Annotated in this window: 12 protein-coding genes; 5 read left to right on the forward strand and 7 right to left on the reverse strand. The window is 63.9% G+C overall.

The genetic code is table 11. From position 1 onward, the window contains the following. Positions 1-72: 72 nt before the first annotated feature. Together desA and IMX18_RS23325 are read left to right on the forward strand one after the other, a co-directional pair. Complete coding sequence (desA, locus tag IMX18_RS23320) at positions 73-1,257, forward strand: delta-9 fatty acid desaturase DesA (RefSeq protein ID WP_015268580.1); 1,185 nt, start codon at positions 73-75, stop codon at positions 1,255-1,257. A gap of 100 nt (positions 1,258-1,357) precedes the next feature. Beyond that, complete coding sequence (locus tag IMX18_RS23325) at positions 1,358-2,386, forward strand: GGDEF domain-containing protein (RefSeq protein WP_137137833.1); 1,029 nt, start codon at positions 1,358-1,360, stop codon at positions 2,384-2,386. 114 nt (positions 2,387-2,500) lie between these two features. On the opposite strand, the gene IMX18_RS23330 is transcribed toward IMX18_RS23325, so the two are convergent. The 5 genes from IMX18_RS23330 to IMX18_RS23350 all read right to left on the reverse strand — a co-directional run bounded on the left by IMX18_RS23330 (position 2,501) and on the right by IMX18_RS23350 (position 11,208). After that, positions 2,501-3,763, reverse strand: a complete 1,263-nt coding sequence (locus tag IMX18_RS23330; RefSeq protein ID WP_054573380.1) for a response regulator — start codon at positions 3,761-3,763, stop codon at positions 2,501-2,503. Between the two features lie 136 nt (positions 3,764-3,899). After that, a complete protein-coding gene (gabT, locus tag IMX18_RS23335; RefSeq protein WP_015268577.1) occupies positions 3,900-5,177 on the reverse strand; it encodes a 4-aminobutyrate--2-oxoglutarate transaminase in 1,278 nt (425 codons plus the stop codon). Between the two features lie 183 nt (positions 5,178-5,360). Next, positions 5,361-6,803, reverse strand: a complete 1,443-nt coding sequence (gabD, locus tag IMX18_RS23340; RefSeq protein WP_015268576.1) for an NADP-dependent succinate-semialdehyde dehydrogenase — start codon at positions 6,801-6,803, stop codon at positions 5,361-5,363. 338 nt (positions 6,804-7,141) lie between these two features. Then, a complete protein-coding gene (locus tag IMX18_RS23345) occupies positions 7,142-8,818 on the reverse strand; it encodes an aryl-sulfate sulfotransferase (protein ID WP_015268575.1) in 1,677 nt (558 codons plus the stop codon). Between the two features lie 17 nt (positions 8,819-8,835). Beyond that, positions 8,836-11,208, reverse strand: a complete 2,373-nt coding sequence (locus tag IMX18_RS23350; RefSeq protein WP_371857127.1) for a TonB-dependent receptor — start codon at positions 11,206-11,208, stop codon at positions 8,836-8,838. A gap of 156 nt (positions 11,209-11,364) precedes the next feature. On the opposite strand from IMX18_RS23350, the gene IMX18_RS23355 reads away from it, so the two are divergent. Continuing rightward, positions 11,365-12,279 carry a LysR family transcriptional regulator gene (locus IMX18_RS23355; RefSeq protein WP_015268573.1) on the forward strand — a complete coding sequence of 305 codons (915 nt, stop codon included), beginning with the start codon at positions 11,365-11,367 and terminating at the stop codon, positions 12,277-12,279. Between the two features lie 129 nt (positions 12,280-12,408). Here IMX18_RS23355 and IMX18_RS23360 read toward each other — a convergent pair whose 3' ends face one another. Both IMX18_RS23360 and IMX18_RS23365 read right to left on the reverse strand, forming a co-directional pair. Then, positions 12,409-13,314, reverse strand: coding sequence for a TauD/TfdA dioxygenase family protein (locus tag IMX18_RS23360; protein WP_015268572.1), 906 nt, complete (start codon positions 13,312-13,314; stop codon positions 12,409-12,411). Positions 13,315-13,378: 64 nt separating this feature from the next. Next, positions 13,379-14,389, reverse strand: a complete 1,011-nt coding sequence (locus IMX18_RS23365) for an ABC transporter substrate-binding protein (protein ID WP_217190259.1) — start codon at positions 14,387-14,389, stop codon at positions 13,379-13,381. Positions 14,390-14,686: 297 nt separating this feature from the next. Here IMX18_RS23365 and IMX18_RS23370 point away from each other — a divergent pair, with 297 nt between their 5' ends. Both IMX18_RS23370 and IMX18_RS23375 read left to right on the forward strand, forming a co-directional pair. Next, positions 14,687-16,276 (forward strand): ABC transporter permease, encoded by a 1,590-nt coding sequence (locus tag IMX18_RS23370; RefSeq protein ID WP_225903914.1) that lies wholly within the window; start codon positions 14,687-14,689, stop codon positions 16,274-16,276. Continuing rightward, positions 16,273-17,136: an ABC transporter ATP-binding protein gene (locus IMX18_RS23375; RefSeq protein WP_015268569.1), complete on the forward strand. Its 864-nt coding sequence runs from the start codon at positions 16,273-16,275 to the stop codon at positions 17,134-17,136. Before IMX18_RS23370 ends, IMX18_RS23375 begins: the two co-directional genes overlap by 4 nt. Positions 17,137-17,174 lie beyond the last annotated feature (38 nt).

The following is a 17,174-nucleotide window of genomic DNA, read 5'->3' on the forward strand; positions in this document are numbered from 1 at the left end:
GGGTAACTGTATTTATTTCCTGCCCAAGGGATAATCAGCCCCTCCTCCTGCATTCCGAGGGTATTTACACCTATGTGGTACAACGGCCTGCTCGACTTCTCGGCCTGGCAACTGGTCGGCATTACACTGTTGATGACCCACGTGACCATCGTCAGCGTCACGGTCTACCTGCACCGCTACTCCGCGCACCGGGCCCTGGAGCTCAATGGCGCGCTCAAGCACTTCTTCCGTTTCTGGCTGTGGCTGACCACGGCGCAGAACACCCGCGAATGGACCGCCGTCCACCGCAAGCACCACGCCAAATGCGAAACCCCCGACGACCCGCACAGCCCGCTGTACAAGGGCCTGGGCACGGTGCTGCGCAAGGGTGCCGAGCTTTACCGGGAAGAGGCGCGCAACCCTGAAACCCTGCGCATCTATGGCAAGAACTGCCCGGACGACTGGATCGAGCGCAACCTCTACTCGCGCTACAAGCTGGGCGGCATCGCGCTGATGGCGGTAATCGACCTGCTGCTGTTCGGCACCATCGGCATCACCATCTGGGCAGTGCAGATGATGTGGATTCCGTTCTGGGCCGCCGGCGTGGTCAACGGCCTGGGCCACGCTCTCGGCTACCGCAACTTCGAGTGCCGCGACGCCGCGACCAACCTGGTGCCGTGGGGCATCGTCATCGGTGGCGAAGAGCTGCACAACAACCACCACACCTACCCCAACTCGGCCAAGCTGTCGGTCAAGCGCTGGGAGTTCGACATGGGTTGGGCGTGGATCCGCCTGTTCTGCCTGCTGCGCCTGGCCAAGGTACAGCGCGTGGCGCCCATCGCCCACCGGGTGGCAGGCAAGGCCAGCCTGGACATGGACACCGCCATGGCCATCCTCAACAACCGCTTCCAGATCATGGCCCAGTACCGCAAGCTGGTGATCGGCCCGCTGGTCAAGCAGGAGCTGGCCCGCGTCGATGCTTCGCTGCGCCATCACTTCCGCCGCGCCAAGCGCCTGTTGTCGCGCGAGACCAGCCTGCTGGAAGACCGTCACCATGTGCGCATCGAGTCGATGCTCGCCCACAGCCAGGCGCTGAAGACCATCTACGAAAAACGCCTGGCCCTGCAGCAGATCTGGGCGCGCACCAGCGCCAACGGCCACGACATGCTGGCCGCCATGAAGGACTGGGTACATGAGGCGGAAACCAGCGGCATCCACGCCCTGCGGGACTTCGCGGCACAGCTGAAGACGTACTCCCTGCGCCCGACCGGCGCCTGACCGCCGTTGATCGGCACGCCCCTTTGGCTGGGCGTGCCGCCCGGAACTTCGCCCTCTCGTTTACACTCATATCTGGCACATCGCCCGCGTGGCGGGCCAGATGCTGGCCGCACGCTTTCACGCCGAGATCTGCTCCGTGCACATGGCCAAGAACATTCCGACGACACTGCCCGGCACCCCGCCTCCGGAAGCCGCCCAGACCTTGCTTGCGCTACTCCACGCCCAAGGCGAGGTTGCCCGCCTGAGCGAGCGCGAACAGCTGTTCAGCTCGCTGCTCGATAGCGTCAATGCGGTGCTATGGGCCTTCGACTGGGAAACCCGTCAGGTGCTTTACGTCAGCCCCGCCTACGAACGCATCTTCGGCCGCTCGGCCAGCCTGGTGCTGGCCGACTACAACGAGTGGCGAGACAGCATCTACCCCGACGACCTGGAGTTCGCCGAACGCAGCCTGGCCCAGGTACTGCTCAAGGGCTCGGTGGAAGACCGCGAGTACCGCATCCTCAATGCCGACGGCCAGTTGCGCTGGCTGAGCGACAAGTGCTACATCAACCAGCAACGCGATGGCGACCGGGTGATCATCGTCGGCATCGCAGAAGACATCACCGAGAAGAAGCAGCTCGAAGGTGAACTGCATCGCCTGGCCACCACCGACGTGCTGACCCAGAGCAGCAACCGCCGGCACTTTTTCGAATGCGCCCAGCAAGCCTTCGACAGCGCCCGCGAAGACGGTACACCACTGGCCTTCCTGCTGCTGGACATCGACGACTTCAAGCGCATCAACGACAGCTACGGTCACCAGGAAGGCGACCAGGTGTTGCAGCAGATCGCCGACAGCGGCAAGGCCGTGCTACGCCGAGGTGACCTGTTCGGGCGCATTGGTGGCGAGGAGTTCGCGGCAGTGTTCCCCGGCTGTAGTGCCCAGGTCGCGGAGCAGATTGCCGAGCGCTTGCAGCGGCAGATCCAGCGGCTGAGCTTCAGCCATGGGGAGCAGACCTACGGGGTGACGGTGAGCCAGGGGGTGACCGGGCTGACTGACGAGGATGTGGCGCTGGACAGCCTGTATGCCCGGGCCGATGCGGCGATGTACCAGGCCAAGCGCCAGGGCAAGAACCAGATCGTCCGCGGCTGAGCCTTGGGGGGGCTTTGCCCCCCTATCGCGACACAAGGCCGCTCCTACCGGCAACCGCGTACCCGTGTAGGAGCGGCCTTGTGTCGCGATGGGCCGCAAAGCGGCCCCAAGACCTCAGCCCGAAACTTCACCCTCAGCTAAAGGCGGTTCTTCCTGCTGCGGCTTCACCTCCGGGTTCTCCACCTTACGCAACCGCCTCAGCTCCGGCAGGCCAAGCTTGAGCAGGCGCGCGGTCTTGCTGCTGGCCACCTTCTCCAGCCCCTGCTCGGCCGACAGCCGCGACAACTGCCCGGCCAGGTTCATGGCCAGGATCTCCCGCGAGTACACCCCGCCGCCCAGCTGGTAGATCGCCGCGATCAACTCTCGCAACCCCAGCGGCAACCGCCAGCGCGTACGCAGCGCCGAGCCGAACGCCGCACCGAACTCATTGAGCGACAGCTGCACCTGATCCTCATCCAGCTCGCCCCCGGCCAGCCGCCACTCCTGCAGGCAGCGCAGCACCGCCAGGTCGCCCAGGCAATGCAGCAACCCCGCGCAATAACAACGCCCTTCGTCCAGCTCGAGCATGCGTGCCAAGGTGCGGCCATATTCGGCAGCGTGCAGCGACAACTCCCAGTAGCGGGAAGCATGCTCCGCCAGCAGCGGGTCGCTGAGGCGAGCGCTGCGCTTGAGGGTCATGCCCAGGATCAGGTTCATGCTCTGGGTGCTGCCAAGCTTGTTCAAGGCCTGCAGCAGCGTCTGCACTGGTGCTTCGCGGTGCAGCGCTGCGCTGTTGGCCGCCGCAATCAGCACAGCGGTGATCTGCGGGTCGCCCTGCACTTCCTCTTCGAGCACTCTCAGGTTCAGGCCCTGGGGGTTTAGCGCGCGCTTGATCGCCACCTGCACATCGGCCAGCAGCGGCCCGCCATCGGCGGTAGCGCGACGCTGCTCGAGGTAGGCCGGCAGGCTGGCACCTGGCTGCAAGGCCGGCACCGGGCAGGCGATTTCTTCGCCAACCGCCAGCAGCAGCTCTTCCAGGCGCTTGCGAAGAGTTTCCAGGTTCAGCGGCTTGCTCAGGTAGGCAGTAGGGTGCAGGGGCAACGCCTCATGCACACTGGCACTGTCAATGCGGTTGCTCATGAGGATGAACGGCAACCTCGAGTCTTTCGCGCGTACCTTGCGCAACAGGTCGAGCCCATCGACACCTGCCAGTTCGCGCGCGGCAATGATCAGGTCGGGCTTGCTCGACAGCGCGCTCAAGGCCTGCGAGCCGTCGGCGCAGAGCTGCAGGCGGGCATCACAGCGCACGCTCAGCAGCATTTCGCTGAGCATGTCACGTACCCAGGGGTCGCCCTCGACAATAAGTACGCTTGGTGGGGTGGGGTCTGCAGCGTTCATCGCCAACTCCTGAATAGCCCTGCCACACAGTCCGTCGCAGCTTCCTGAGCAAATCCTCCGACAACGATAGCGCCCCAAGGCTTTCCTGGGCACAAAAAAAACCCGCCGAAGCGGGTTTTTTCTGAAGCAGGTCACATCAGGCGATTTCAGCGAAGCACTCTTCGATGATAGCCAGGCCTTTGTCCAGCAGAGCATCTTCTGCGGTCAGCGGAACCAGGATACGCAGAACGTTGCCGTAGGTACCGCAGGACAGCAGGATCAGGCCCTTCTCGCGAGCCTTGGCGACAACCTGGCCAACGGCAGCTGCGTTCGGGGTGTGAGTGCCTTTCTCGAAGACTTCGACAGCGATCATCGAGCCCAGACCACGGACGTCGCCGATGATCGGGTACTTCTTCTGGATTTCGCGCAGGCCGGTGGTCAGGCGCTCACCCACAGCTTTGCTGCGGTCCAGCAGTTTCTCTTCTTCGAACACTTCGATCACGGCCAGGGCCGCGGCGCAAGCGATCGGCGAACCGGCGTAGGTACCACCCAGGCCGCCAGGAGCGATGGCGTCCATGTATTCGGCCTTGCCGCACACACCGGCCAACGGGAAGCCGCCAGCGATGGATTTGGCGAAGGTGGTCAGGTCAGGCGCAACGCCCATCTGTTCCATGGCGAAGAAGGTGCCAGTACGGCCAGCGCCGGTCTGTACTTCGTCGGCGATGAGCAGGATGCCGTGCTGGTCGCACAGGGCGCGCAGGCGCTTCATCAGCTCTTTCGGCGCTGGCAGGAAGCCGCCTTCGCCTTGTACCGGCTCGAGGATGATCGCGGCGATGTCGCGCGGCTCGGCGTCGTTCTTGAAGATGCGCTCGACCGAGGCGATGGCGTCGTCAACGCTGATACCGTGCAGTTCGCTAGGGAACAGAGCGCGGAAGATGCCACCTGGCATCAGGCCCATGCCAGCGGAGTACGGCACGACCTTGCCGGTCAGGCCCAGGGTCATCATGGTACGGCCGTGGTAGCCGCCGGTGAAGGCGATTACGCCAGCGCGGCCAGTGGCGGCACGGGCGATCTTGACGGCGTTTTCAACGGCTTCGGAGCCGGTGGTGACCAGCAGGGTCTTCTTGTCGAAGTCGCCTGGGACCAGCTTGTTGATCTTTTCGCACAGCTCTACATAGGGTTCGTAGGCCAGCACCTGGAAGCAGGTGTGGCTGACCTTGGTCAGCTGGTCTTGCACGGCCGCAACCACTTTCGGGTGCAGGTGGCCGGTGTTCAGTACTGCGATGCCGCCGGCGAAGTCGATCAGTTCGCGGCCTTCAACGTCGATCACGGTCGAGTTCTTCGCGGTATCGACGAAGATCGGGTGGATCTGGCCAACGCCACGTGGGACGGCGGCGACACGACGTTGCATCAAGGATTCGTTGGTCTTGCTCATAATGCCCTCATTGCGCCGGTCTGGAGTGGCGCTTTTATTCGGGGGTGGCTGGGAGTGCTCGCGAACAGTATTCGTTGATCGACTGCCGTGAACGCCCTGGCCACCAGGTACTGCGATGTAAAAAAGGCCAGCGAGACGTCGCTCTCGCGCCCCGCTGGCAGAGGTAAAGCCTTTACCGTGCTATCAGACGCTGATGCACAGGTATTTGATTTCGAGGTAGTCCTCGATACCGTACTTGGAACCTTCGCGGCCCAGGCCCGAAGCCTTGATGCCACCGAACGGTGCCACTTCATTGGAGATCAGGCCGGTGTTGATACCTACCATGCCGTATTCCAGGGCTTCGGCAACACGGAACACACGGCTCATGTCGCGGGCGTAGAAGTACGAGGCCAGGCCGAACTCGGTGTCGTTGGACATGGCGATCACTTCGGCCTCGTCCTTGAAGCGGAACAGCGGCGCCAGCGGGCCGAAGGTCTCTTCCTTGGCGACGGCAGCGGTCTTCGGTACGTCGACCAGAATGGTCGGCTCGAAGAAGTTGCCTTCGATGATCTTGCCACCGGACAGTACCTTGGCGCCTTTGCCAACCGCGTCTTCGATGTGTTCCTGGACCTTGGCGACAGCCTTGCCGTCGATCAGCGGGCCAGTGGTGGTGCCTTCTTCCAGGCCGTTACCGATCTTCAGCTTGGCAACAGCGGCGGCCAGCTTCTGGGCGAACGCGTCGTAGACGCCGTCCTGCACGTAGATACGGTTGGCGCAGACGCAGGTCTGGCCGTTGTTGCGGTACTTGGAGATGATCGCGCCCTCGACCGCCTTGTCCAGGTCGGCGTCGTCGAACACGATGAACGGGGCGTTGCCACCCAGCTCCAGGGAAACCTTCTTGATGTCCTTGGCGCATTCTTCCATCAGCTGGCGACCGATTTCGGTCGAGCCGGTGAAGGACAGCTTGCGGACCAGGGAGTTGCCGGTCAGTTCACCGCCAACTTCGCCAGCGCTGCCGGTAACCACGCTCAGCACGCCAGCCGGGATGCCGGCACGGTGGGCCAGCTCGACCAGGGCCAGGGCGGAGTATGGGGTCTGCGAGGCAGGCTTGAGCACCATGGTGCAGCCGGCGGCCAGGGCCGGGCCGGCTTTACGGGTGATCATGGCGGCCGGGAAGTTCCACGGGGTGATGGCCGCGGTAACACCGATTGGCTGCTTGATGACGATCAGGCGCTTGTCTGGCTGGTGGCCCGGGATGGTGTCACCGTAGACACGCTTGGCTTCCTCGGCGAACCACTCGATGAACGAGGCAGCATAGGCGATTTCGCCCTTGGCTTCGGCCAGCGGCTTGCCTTGTTCGGTGGTCATCAGGCGAGCCAGGTCGTCCTGGTTCTCGATCATCAGTTCGAACCAGCGACGCAGCTTGGCCGAACGCTCCTTGGCGGTCAGGGCACGCCAGGCCGGCAGAGCCTTGTCGGCGGCTTCGATGGCGCGGCGGGTTTCCGCGGTGCCCATCTTCGGCACGGTACCGATGACTTCACCAGTGGCCGGGTTGGTGACCTTGATGGTCTGGCCGTTGTCCGCATCCAGCCACTCACCATTGATGTAGGCTTGCTGGCGGAACAACTGAGCGTCTTTGAGCTGCATGTCGGCTTCCCGAATTGTTGATTGTTGAAAAGCGCCCAAGGCAGGGCATCGAGCGTTTGAAATCTCAAACGAATGCTAAGCGGCTGCTGGGGTGTTGGACAATAGGCTGTTCGAAAAAAAGAACGAATGGTTGAACACCCTGGCGGAAATTTCACATTTCTGTGCCGTAGCAACCGGCCCTATCGCCGGCAAGCCAGCTCCCACAGGGACCCCACAAAATTCAGCACCTGTGGGGTCCCTGTGGGAGCTGGCTTGCCGGCGATAGGGCCAGTACAGGTTAGACGAACGAGCTGAAGGAAATGTGATGGGAGGACCGACGGCCCTCCCGGAGGGATGGGTCAGAAGGCCTTGGCCAGGTCGATCACCAAGGCTCGGTAACCCACGCTGCCCGGCTGCCGGCTGTGCACCTTCAGCTCCACCAGCACCTCCTGGGTCCCGCGCCGCACCTCGTTGAGCACGGTGGTGGTCAGTTTCTCCGGGGTCAGGAAGTTCACCGACGCCGAGTAAATGAACTGGGTGTCGGTCTCCGGCCGGTAGGCCACCACCGAGGTCACCGGGCTGTACCACTCGTCGCCGCGCTCCTTGCCGTATTCCCACACCTGCTCGACCGTGCCCTTGGCCTCGTCGATGCGGTATTCCACCGCCCGACTGTAGTTGCCCGTCAGCCTGGTCGGCGCAAAGTCGCGGCCCCAGCCGTTGTCGAACACGGTCAGCGTGCCTTTGCCGGTCAGCCAGGCGGTGTGCTGTGTCCACGACCAGTCGAAGCCTTCGCTCGCCACCGGCGTCAGCACCTTCTCGCGCAGACGCTCAGGCCAGCCTTGAGGCGAGGCGAGAATCCACTTCACCTGCTTGTCGCGGCCTATCTTCACCACGCCCTGGTGCCGTGCTGAAACGATGATGCTGTCGTCATCGGCGTCGTAGTCGATGGCATTGACGTGTGCCCAGTTACGGCCTGTGCCCACGCCCGGGGTGTCACCAAAGGGCAGGTCACCTTCGGCCAGTTCGTTGGCCAGCCGCTCGTCCTGTTTCTGCACCCCGGCCGGCAATTGGATGGCTGCCTTGCCCAGGGTTTCCAGCAGGTCGCCACGGTACGGGTCGAGAATCTGGTTGAGGTCCCAGAAGTCCAGCACATCACCGGCCTCGTTGACCTCGATGATGTGATCACGGATCGAGCGCACGCGCTTGCCGTCGGGCCGGCGATAGTCGCTGGTGCCCACCCGCAGCAGGTAGGTGCCATTGGCGGTCTCGCGGATTTCATGGGAGAAGTCGGCAAACTTGTCGGGCAGGCTGCGCTGCCAGATGCGCCGGCCCAGCAGGTCGTACTTGGAGTAGGTCTGGCCCTGGCCCCAGATCAGCTTGCCATCGCGGGTCTGCTGGAAGCCCATGGTGCCGCCCAGGCCATCGCGGCGGTTGGAGTCGTGGATCTGCTCGATGTCCAGGTACCAGCGCACGTCGCCATTGCTGTCGGCGATCCAGTTGTTACCCACCTGGTCCCATTCCGCCGCGCCGCCCAGGGCATTCCACTTGAAGGCGCGCCCGCCCGGGATGTCCCCCTGCAGGTGGTTGAACAGGTACAGGCGCTGTTCAAAACCTGGCGCTACCTTGACTGGCTGCACTTCAGGCAAGGCAGCGGTCTGCCTGGCCACCACCGGCAGGCGCACGGCCGGAGCGTAGATCTGGTACTGCTCGCGGATGCGCTCGCCGTCGAGCTTGTAGGTCACTTCCACCTGGTTGACGTGGTCCGGGTACAGGCCGAATACCGGGATGCCGCCATAGGTCCACAACGAACGGTCGGACACCTCGTAGGCGATGTCCACACCGCGCTCACCCCGGCCCAGCACGCGCACGTGCGCGGCACTCAGGCTGCGCCCACCGTCGCGAATGATCGCGGTCAGCGGCGCCAGGCGATAAGGGTTGACCACCACGTCGCCGAGCAGCGCCTCGTCACGTTCGGGGACCTTGGCGGTCAGGCAGGCGCCCTCAGGCAATACAGGGGTTTCGGTCTTGGCATTCATGGCAAAGCTCCTTGTGCTCAGAAGTCGTAACGGGCGGTGGCGCCGAAAGTGCGCGGGGTACCGAGCACGCCGGCATAGCCACCGTTGGCGGAGTTCCACAGGCTGGTGAAGTAGGTCTTGTCACCGGCGTTCTTCACCCACAGCGACAGGTCCACCACGCCGTCGCCCTGGTCCAGGCGCACACCGGCGGAGAGGTTGACCAGCGCGTAGCTGGGGATCTGGCCGAAATCGGAGTCGTCGATGGTGCCCACCGCCTTGGAGCGGAAGGCGTAGCTGGCGGTGACGTAGGGTTCGATGTGCTCGCTGGCCTGCCACTTGTACTGGGTATTGAGGTTGGCGATGTACTTGGAGGCGCCGACCACCTGGTGGCCGGACAAATCGCAGGTGGCAGTGGCATTGGCCAGGCTCACTTCCGGCGGGCATGGGGCGTCCTTGTACTCGGTGTAGCGCACGTCGTTCCACGAGCCGTTGAAGTTGACCGTGAGGCCGCGCAGCGGCAGTGCCGTGGCTTCGAACTCCAGGCCACGCGAGCGCACGCGGCCGGCGTTGGCCAGGTACTGCACGCGGTTGATCTGGTCGTAGACGTTGGCCTGGTAGCCATGCACTTCGGCCCAGAACAGGTTGGTATTGAGTTGCAGGCGGTCGTCGAACAGCGAGCTTTTCAAGCCGAGTTCGGCGTTGTTGACCCGCTCGGTGCCGACCAGCAGCGAATCGGTGCCCAGCCGTGGCGCAGCGCCAACGGTAAGGTTGATACCGCCAGACTTCTCGCCGTGGGTCAGGGTGGCGTAGCCCAGCAATTGCTCGTTGAAGCGGTAGCTCAGGCCCAGCAGGCCAGAGGGGCTGAAGCTGTACTGGTTGAGGTCGCCTGAATCGTAGGCGCCTACCCGGCCCTGGCGTGCTGCTGCGGCGGCCCCGGTTACTGCCGCACCGCCGGTTGGTGCATCGCGGGTCACCCAGGCGCTCTTTTCTTCATAGGTGCCGCGAACGCCGGCGGTGAAGTCCAGGCGGTCGGTGATGTGCCAGGTGCCTTGGGCGAACAGCGCGTAGCTGTCCGTGTCGATGTGCCCGTTACCAATGGTGTCGACGTTGGCCAGGGCGCCGGCCGGGGTGAGGTTCCAGATGTCCGCCTGCGGCCCGTAGAAAGTGAAGGATTTGTTGTCCAGGTCCTGCTTGAAGTAGTACGCGCCCAGCACGTAGTCGAAGGCACCACCGGTGGGCGAAGCCAGGCGGATTTCCTGCGAGTACTGCTTGTCGCGCACCGACACCCCGGCGCTGTAGAACACCGGCACGTTGAGGCCGTCGTCGTTGCGCGGGGTGAAGTCCCACCAGCGGTAGGCGGTGATCGAGGTCAGGGTGAAGTCGTTGGGCAGGGTCCAGTTGGCCTCCACCGAGGTGCCGCCCTGGAACACCGTCACCTGCTGGTCGGCGTCGAAGTTGACCTTGCGGTGCTTGCCCGACACCAACGTCGCGCCGGCCTGGGCGGCCAGGCTTTCGTAGCGGTTGACGCCATTGATGGTAGGGCCGGTGCTGTACAGGCTGAGGATGCCGTTGTCGGAGTCTTCTTCGTTGTATTCGCCGATCCAGCGCAGGTTGAAGGTTTCGCTCGGTTTGAACAGCAGCTGGGTACGAAAACCTTGGCGCTTGCCGCCGTTGAGGTCGTCGCCGTTGTGGATGTTCTTCACATAGCCGTCGTCTTCGGTGCGATAGGCGCTGATGCGCCCGGCCAGTGTGTCGCTGATCGGCCCCGAGAAGCTGCCTTGGGTTTGCAGGTAGCCGTCTTCACCAATCGACTGCTGGATGCTGCCCTCGCGGTGGAAGGTGGGCTTGCGCGTGGTGATGTTGAGCACGCCGGCGGTGGTGTTCTTGCCGAACAGCGTACCTTGCGGGCCGCGCAGCACCTCCAGCTGCTCCACGTCCAGCAGGTCGAACACCGCCATGCCGGGGCGGCCGAGGTAGACGTTGTCCAGGTAGATGCCGACGCTGCCTTCCAGGCCATCGCTGGCGGGGTTGTTGCCCAGGCCACGGATCGAAATGCTCGACTGGCGGGCATGAACGTAGGCGACGTTGGTGCTGGGTACCAGTTGCTGCAGGTCCTGCACGCGGTAGATGCGTTGGGTTTCCAGGGTTTCGCTGTCGAGCACGCTGATCGGCGTGGGCACGCTTTGCGCGGTTTCTTCGCGGCGGCGGGCATTGACCGTGACAGTGCCGAGCTTGGCTTCCTGCTCCACCGCCGGGGTGGCGCTGACCGGCTCTTCGGCGAAGCTGGCAGAGGACGCCGCCAGCAGCACGCCGGCAGCCAGGGGTTGCAAGGTGAAACGCGACGCGCGCGCAGGCCAACGGGAAACTCCGGACATGCAAATGCTCCTTGAGGCATGGGCCCTGGCGAGCATTTCCGTTGGCGGAACCGAATCGCGGTCAGTCGGGCTTATATTCTTTTAGGCGATATAAATATTTGTAATTCATATTTTGTGGAATAAGTGACTCCCTTTATAAGGGGGCTAACCCTTGTCAGCAATTGCATTCGACCGAAAGTTTCAATGTAAAAAATGCATATCGATCTCCGTCAGCTGCGCCACTACATCGCCCTTGTCGAGCACCGCAGCTTCGTTGCTGCGGCCGCTGCGGTGAACCTGTCGCAATCAGCGTTCAGCCGCAGCATCCAGACCCTCGAGCACAACATCGGCTGCCGCCTGGTCGACCGCGCCAGCAAGGAGCTGGCGCCGACTCGCCAGGGCCTGCTGGTGCTGGAGCATTCGCGGCGGCTGGTGCATGGGGCGCACAACCTGGTCAACGAGATCCACCAGTTCAATGGTGCCACTACCGGCGTTGTACGCTTTGGCTCCGGCCCGGCGCCGGCAGGGGGTTTGGTACCGCGGGCGGTGGCACGCTTCGTCGCCGAATACCCCGCGGCACGTACCTGCTTCCAGGTGGATAACTGGCAGGCGCTGAACCGCAAGCTGGTTGCCGAGGAGATCGAGTTCTTCGTCGCCGACACCCGCCAGTTCGAGTCTGACCCGGACTACCAGGTGCACAGGCTGGCGCCGCAGCGCTGGCACTTCTGCTGCCGCGTCGGGCACCCGTTGACCGGGCGCGAGAGCGTGCGGGCACGTGACCTGTTCGAATACCCCCTGGCCACGACCTTCCGCCCGCCGAACATCCGCAAGATCCTCAGCGACCTCAGCGGGCGGCAGGATTTTCTGCCGACGGTAGAGTGCGAGCACGGCTATGCACTGCTGAATGTGGTGATGCATTCGGACACCATCGGCATTGCCTGCAATGCCAACTTGCGGCCGTATCAGCGTGACGGGGGATTGGTGGCATTGCAGCTGGCCGACCTGACGGTGGAGCAGGAAGAAGCGTTCTATACCCGTTATGGGGTGGTGAGCCGGGTGGGGTATGGGCTATCGCCGTTGGCTCAGGGGCTGGTCAGGCAGTTGATTGCCTGCGATACCGAGTTTTAGCTGACGGGGGCTTTGCCCCCGAATCGCCGGCAAGCCAGCTCCCACAAGATCACCGCAGCCTTCTGGCCTGTGATGTACCTGTGGGAGCTGGCTTGCCGGCGATAGGGCCGCAAAGCGGCCCCGGCGATATCAGCCTTTACGCGTGGTGCGGCTCAACTGGCCATCCACCCCGACCGGCACCTCACCCGCCAGGGTCACCCGCCGCACCACCCGCGGCTGGGTCCCGTAATCATCCACCGCATAATGCTGCGTCGCGCGGTTATCCCAGATCGCCACGTCCCCCGCCTGCCAGCGCCAGCGAACGGTGTTCTCCAGACGCGTCACATGCCCTTGCAGCACCGCGAACAGGTGTTGCGAATCCGCCAGCGAATAACCTTTGATGCGCTTCACAAAATGCCCCAGCTGCAGCACCCGCTCGCCACTGATCGGATGCACGCGCACCACCGGGTGCTCGGTCTCGTACACCGTGGAGGTGAACACTTTGCGATAGCGCTCCAGCTTGGCCTGGTCCACATCGGGCTTCACGCTGGCGTAGTCGTATTCGTTGCTGTGCACCGCCCATAGCTTGTCGGCCAGCTCGCGCAGCGGCTCGGGCAGCTCCTGGTAGGCCGTGGCGGTGTTGGCCCACACGGTGTCACCACCGGATGCCGGCGCCACCACGCTGCGCAGGATCGAGGCCTTGGGGTAGGCGTCGACGAAGGTCACGTCGGTATGCCAGGAGTTGGCCCGCTGACCTTCGGCACCATCGAGCTGCAACAGGTAGCTGGTGCCATCCACCACCGGCACGGTAGGGTGGGCGACCGGCTCACCGAGCAACTTGGCGAAAGCTTCCTGGGTTTGGTCATCCAGGTGGGTCTGGCCACGGAAGAAGATCACCTTGTGCTTCACCAGCGCGGCCTGGATGGCGTCGAGGGTGGCGGCATCAAGGTCGGCGGACAATTTCACCCCGCGAATTTCGGCACCGATGCGGCCGGCAACCGGGTGGATGTCGAGTTCGAGGGTTTGTGGCGCGGTGGCCAGGGCGGCATTGCTCATGGTCGTGTCCTTGCGGTCATTGTCGGGTTTTCGGGGTTCAGCGGGCGGCCTGCACGGCCTGTTTTTATTGCAGCGCAACATCGAGGAAACGTGGTTCGATCCAGTCGGCCACCTGGAAGCCACGGCGGATCAGGCGCTCCTTGGCGGCCAGGTCCACACCCTGTTGCAACTGGCCGACGAATTCGGCGTCCAGCCGTGGATCGAAGTAATGGGCCAGGTCTTCCTTGGCCAGGTCGTCATTGAGGATGCTGCGCGGCCAGTTGGCATTGCTGGCCACCAGCTCGACATAGGCCTCGCGGTTGTGTTCGTCGCGCAGCCAGGCGCTGGCCTGTTGCTGGGCATTGACCAGGCGCTGCACCAGCTCGGGGTATTTGCGGATGAAATCGCCAGCGCCCAGCAGTACCGCCTGGGTACTGCCGGCTCCTTCCAGATCACGCGAGTTGACCGGTAGCTCTACCAGCCCGCGCTCGCGCAGCGACAGCAGGTTGGACAGGCCCCAGGTGGCGTCGATCTGCTTGGCGGCCAGTGCGGCATTGGCGGCGTTGAAGTCCAGGTTGATCACCTTCAGCTCGCGCTCGCTAAGCCCCTGGCTGGCCAGGGCGCTGGCGAACGACAGCTGGTTGGCGGTGCCACGGAACACCGCCACGCGCTTGCCTTTGAGGTCGTGCAGGGTCTTGATGCCGGAACCGGGCACCACGCCCAGGTAGCTCTTCACCCCACGTACCCCCGCCGACAGCACGCGGGTATCCAGGCCATTGGCCTTGCCGACGATGGCGGCCAGGTCGCCGAGGTAGGCGAAATCGGCCTGGCCGTTGGCCAACGCTTCGTTCACCACCGGCCCGGCGCCCTTGAAGAAGTGCCAGTCGATGCGAATGCCGTCCTTGGCGAATTCCTTCTCCAGCAGTTGCTGGTCACGCAGCACGTCGACCACGCCACCGGCGCTGGGCTTGCTGCCCGCGCTGAGGTCGGGCACGGCGATGCGGATGCTTGCTGGCTTGGCCGGTTCAGCTGCGTGGGCGCTGAGGGTGAAGGCCAGCCCAAGGGCGGTGATCAGGTGGCGCAGCGGGATTTTCATGGCAAGGCTCCTTGGCAGGCTGCCACCGGCGATGGCCGGCGCTTTGGCCAGAAGCTAGGCAGGTCTGGCTAGAACCTACAAAGACAGAAAATTCATTCTTCAGTAACTGAATGGCATAAATCAGGCGGCATGCGGGCCTGCGACAGGCTTGCGAAAAGCGCATGGAAAATATGAGGAAAACGCAACGGCGGGGGGCTTCCGTATGCATGAAACGCATGCTCTTATCTCTTGAAAGTCATTTTTCAGAATTTTTAATTCCATAAATGAATAATCTAACAACGTCTTGAGAGATGGCCGATGAATGGAATTCTGAGCAGGAATCGGAGGTGGCTCCGGGGGCCGCTGTGCGGCCCTATCGCGACACAAGGCCGCTCCTACAAAGGCCTCGCATACCTGGTGCCTGCAGCAATTGCCGTGCTGTGGGTAGTGGCCAGCCGGGAGCACTGGATGAGCGAGCAGATTCTGCCGGCGCCAGCATTGGTTTGGCAGAGCGCGGTGGAGTTTGGCTCCGGCGAGCTGTGGGGGCACCTGTGGATAAGCTTGCAGCGGTTGTTCTGGGGGCTGGCGGTCGGCATCGGCAGCGGGTTGCTGCTGGGTGTTTGGCTGGGAGCTTCGCGGCGGGCGCAAACGCTGGTGCTGCCGACCTTCGTGGCGCTGGCACAGATTCCTACCCTGGCCTGGATCCCGTTGTTCATGCTGTTCTTCGGGATCGGCGAGTTGCTCAAGCTGGTGGTGCTGGTGAAAGCCGTGGTGGTCCCCGTCACCTTGCACACGCTGGTCGGTGTACGCGATGCCCAGCCCAAGCTGCGAGAGGCCGCTGCGGTGCTGCGCCTGCCTCGCCATCTACTGTTCCTGCGCCTGCTGCTACCGGCTGCCCTGCCCGCCTTCCTCACCGGCGTACGCCTCGCCCTGGCCACCGGCTGGACCTCGCTGCTGGCGGTCGAACTGCTGGCCTCCAGCGAAGGGATTGGCTACCTGATGGTGTGGGGACGGCAGCTGTTCATGCTCGACCTGGTGCTGCTGTGCATCCTGGTGATCGGCCTGGTCGGCGCACTGCTGGAGCGCGGCTTCTCGGCCCTGGAAAAGCGCCTGCTGTACTGGCCGCAAGCGGCCACAGGGGAGCAGCACCGTGGCCCCGTGCCGCGGGGTTGGCAAAGCCTGCTGCTGCCACTGGCACTGTTGGCCCTGTGGCAGTTCAGTAGCAGTTTTGGCTGGGTAGACAGCAACATCCTGACCTCACCACTTGAAGTGTTGCGCACCCTGCTGACCGGCCTGGCCGATGGTTCGCTGCCGCAAGCCTTGCTGCTGAGCCTGCAGCGCGCTTTGGCCGGCTTGCTGCTGGGCGGTAGCGCTGGCCTGCTGGCCGGTTTGCTGTTGGGGCTTTCGGCCAATGCCGAACGTATCTTCGGGCCTAGCCTGTCGGCGTTGCGTCAGGTGGCGCTGTTTGCCTGGGTGCCGCTGCTCACAGCCTGGTTCGGCCTGGGTGAAGGGGCCAAGCAGGTATTCGTCGGCATGGCTGCGTTCTTCCCGTTGCTGATCGCCACCCAGCGCGGTATCGCCAGCCTCTCGCCACAGCTGGGCGAAGCGGCGCGCACCCTGCGCCTGAACCTGTGGCAACGCCTGCGGCTGCTGGTGCTACCCGGCGCAGCCCCGGCCATTTTTGCCGGCCTGCGCCTGTCGCTGATCTACGCCTGGCTGGGCACCATCGGTGCCGAATACTTCATGCCCTCGGACGGAGGCATCGCCAGCCTGATGATCGGCGCCCAGCAGCTGTTCCGCATGGACCAGGTAATGGCCGCCATGCTGCTGATCGGCCTGGTCGGCGCCCTGCTCGGCACCCTTGGACAACGCCTCGAATCGCGCGCCACGCGCTGGAGAACCGCATGAACGCCTTCAACACCTCGCACCTGCACGCGGCCAACCAGCCCGATGCCACCCCACCCCTGGTCAGCTTCGAGGGGGTCGGCAAAGTGTTCAGCGTCGATGGCCAGCCGCTGGAAGCCATCCGCAACTTCAACCTGTCGATCAACCAAGGCGAATTCATCGCCATCGTTGGTGCTTCCGGCTGTGGCAAATCTACTCTGCTGCGCCTGCTGGTGGGGCTGGATACCGACTACAGCGGCAACATCCGTGTGGACGGCCACACTGTCAGCGGCATTGGTAGCGAACGCGGCATCGTGTTTCAGGAGCACCGGCTGTTCCCCTGGCTGAGCGTGGAACAGAACATTGCCCTGGGCCTGGTCAACGAACCGCTCACCCAGGGTGAGCGCGCGCGGCGGGTACACGAGTTCGTGCAACTGGTGGGGCTGGTCGGCTTCGAGTCAGCCTACCCACACCAGCTGTCCGGCGGCATGGCCCAGCGCGTGGCGATCGCCCGAGGCCTGGTAGCCAGCCCGCGTATCCTGCTGCTCGACGAGCCGTTCGGCGCGCTGGATGCGCTTACCCGCCAGCAACTGCAGGACGAGCTGCTGGCTATTCGCGAACGTGCAGGCATCACCACGCTGCTGGTCACCCATGACGCCGAAGAGGCCACCTACCTGGCCGACCGGGTGGTGGTTCTGGAACCGCGCCCGGGGCGGATCAAGTCGGTGGTGGAGATCGACCTGCCACACCCACGGTTGCGTACGGGCGCGGCACTTCACGAGCTGCGGGAGAAGGTGCTGCACCAGGTCACCGGGGATGGCGGCTACCTGACGCCGCCGGTGCGCCGGGTCGAAGGGTTGAGGCCGGAGCTGATTGCGCTCTGAGCCTGTGGGAGCGGGCATGCCCCTCCTCATAGAACTAC

It is taken from the genome of Pseudomonas shirazica, assembly GCF_015168335.1.
Taxonomy (GTDB): Bacteria; Pseudomonadota; Gammaproteobacteria; order Pseudomonadales; family Pseudomonadaceae; genus Aquipseudomonas; species Aquipseudomonas asiatica.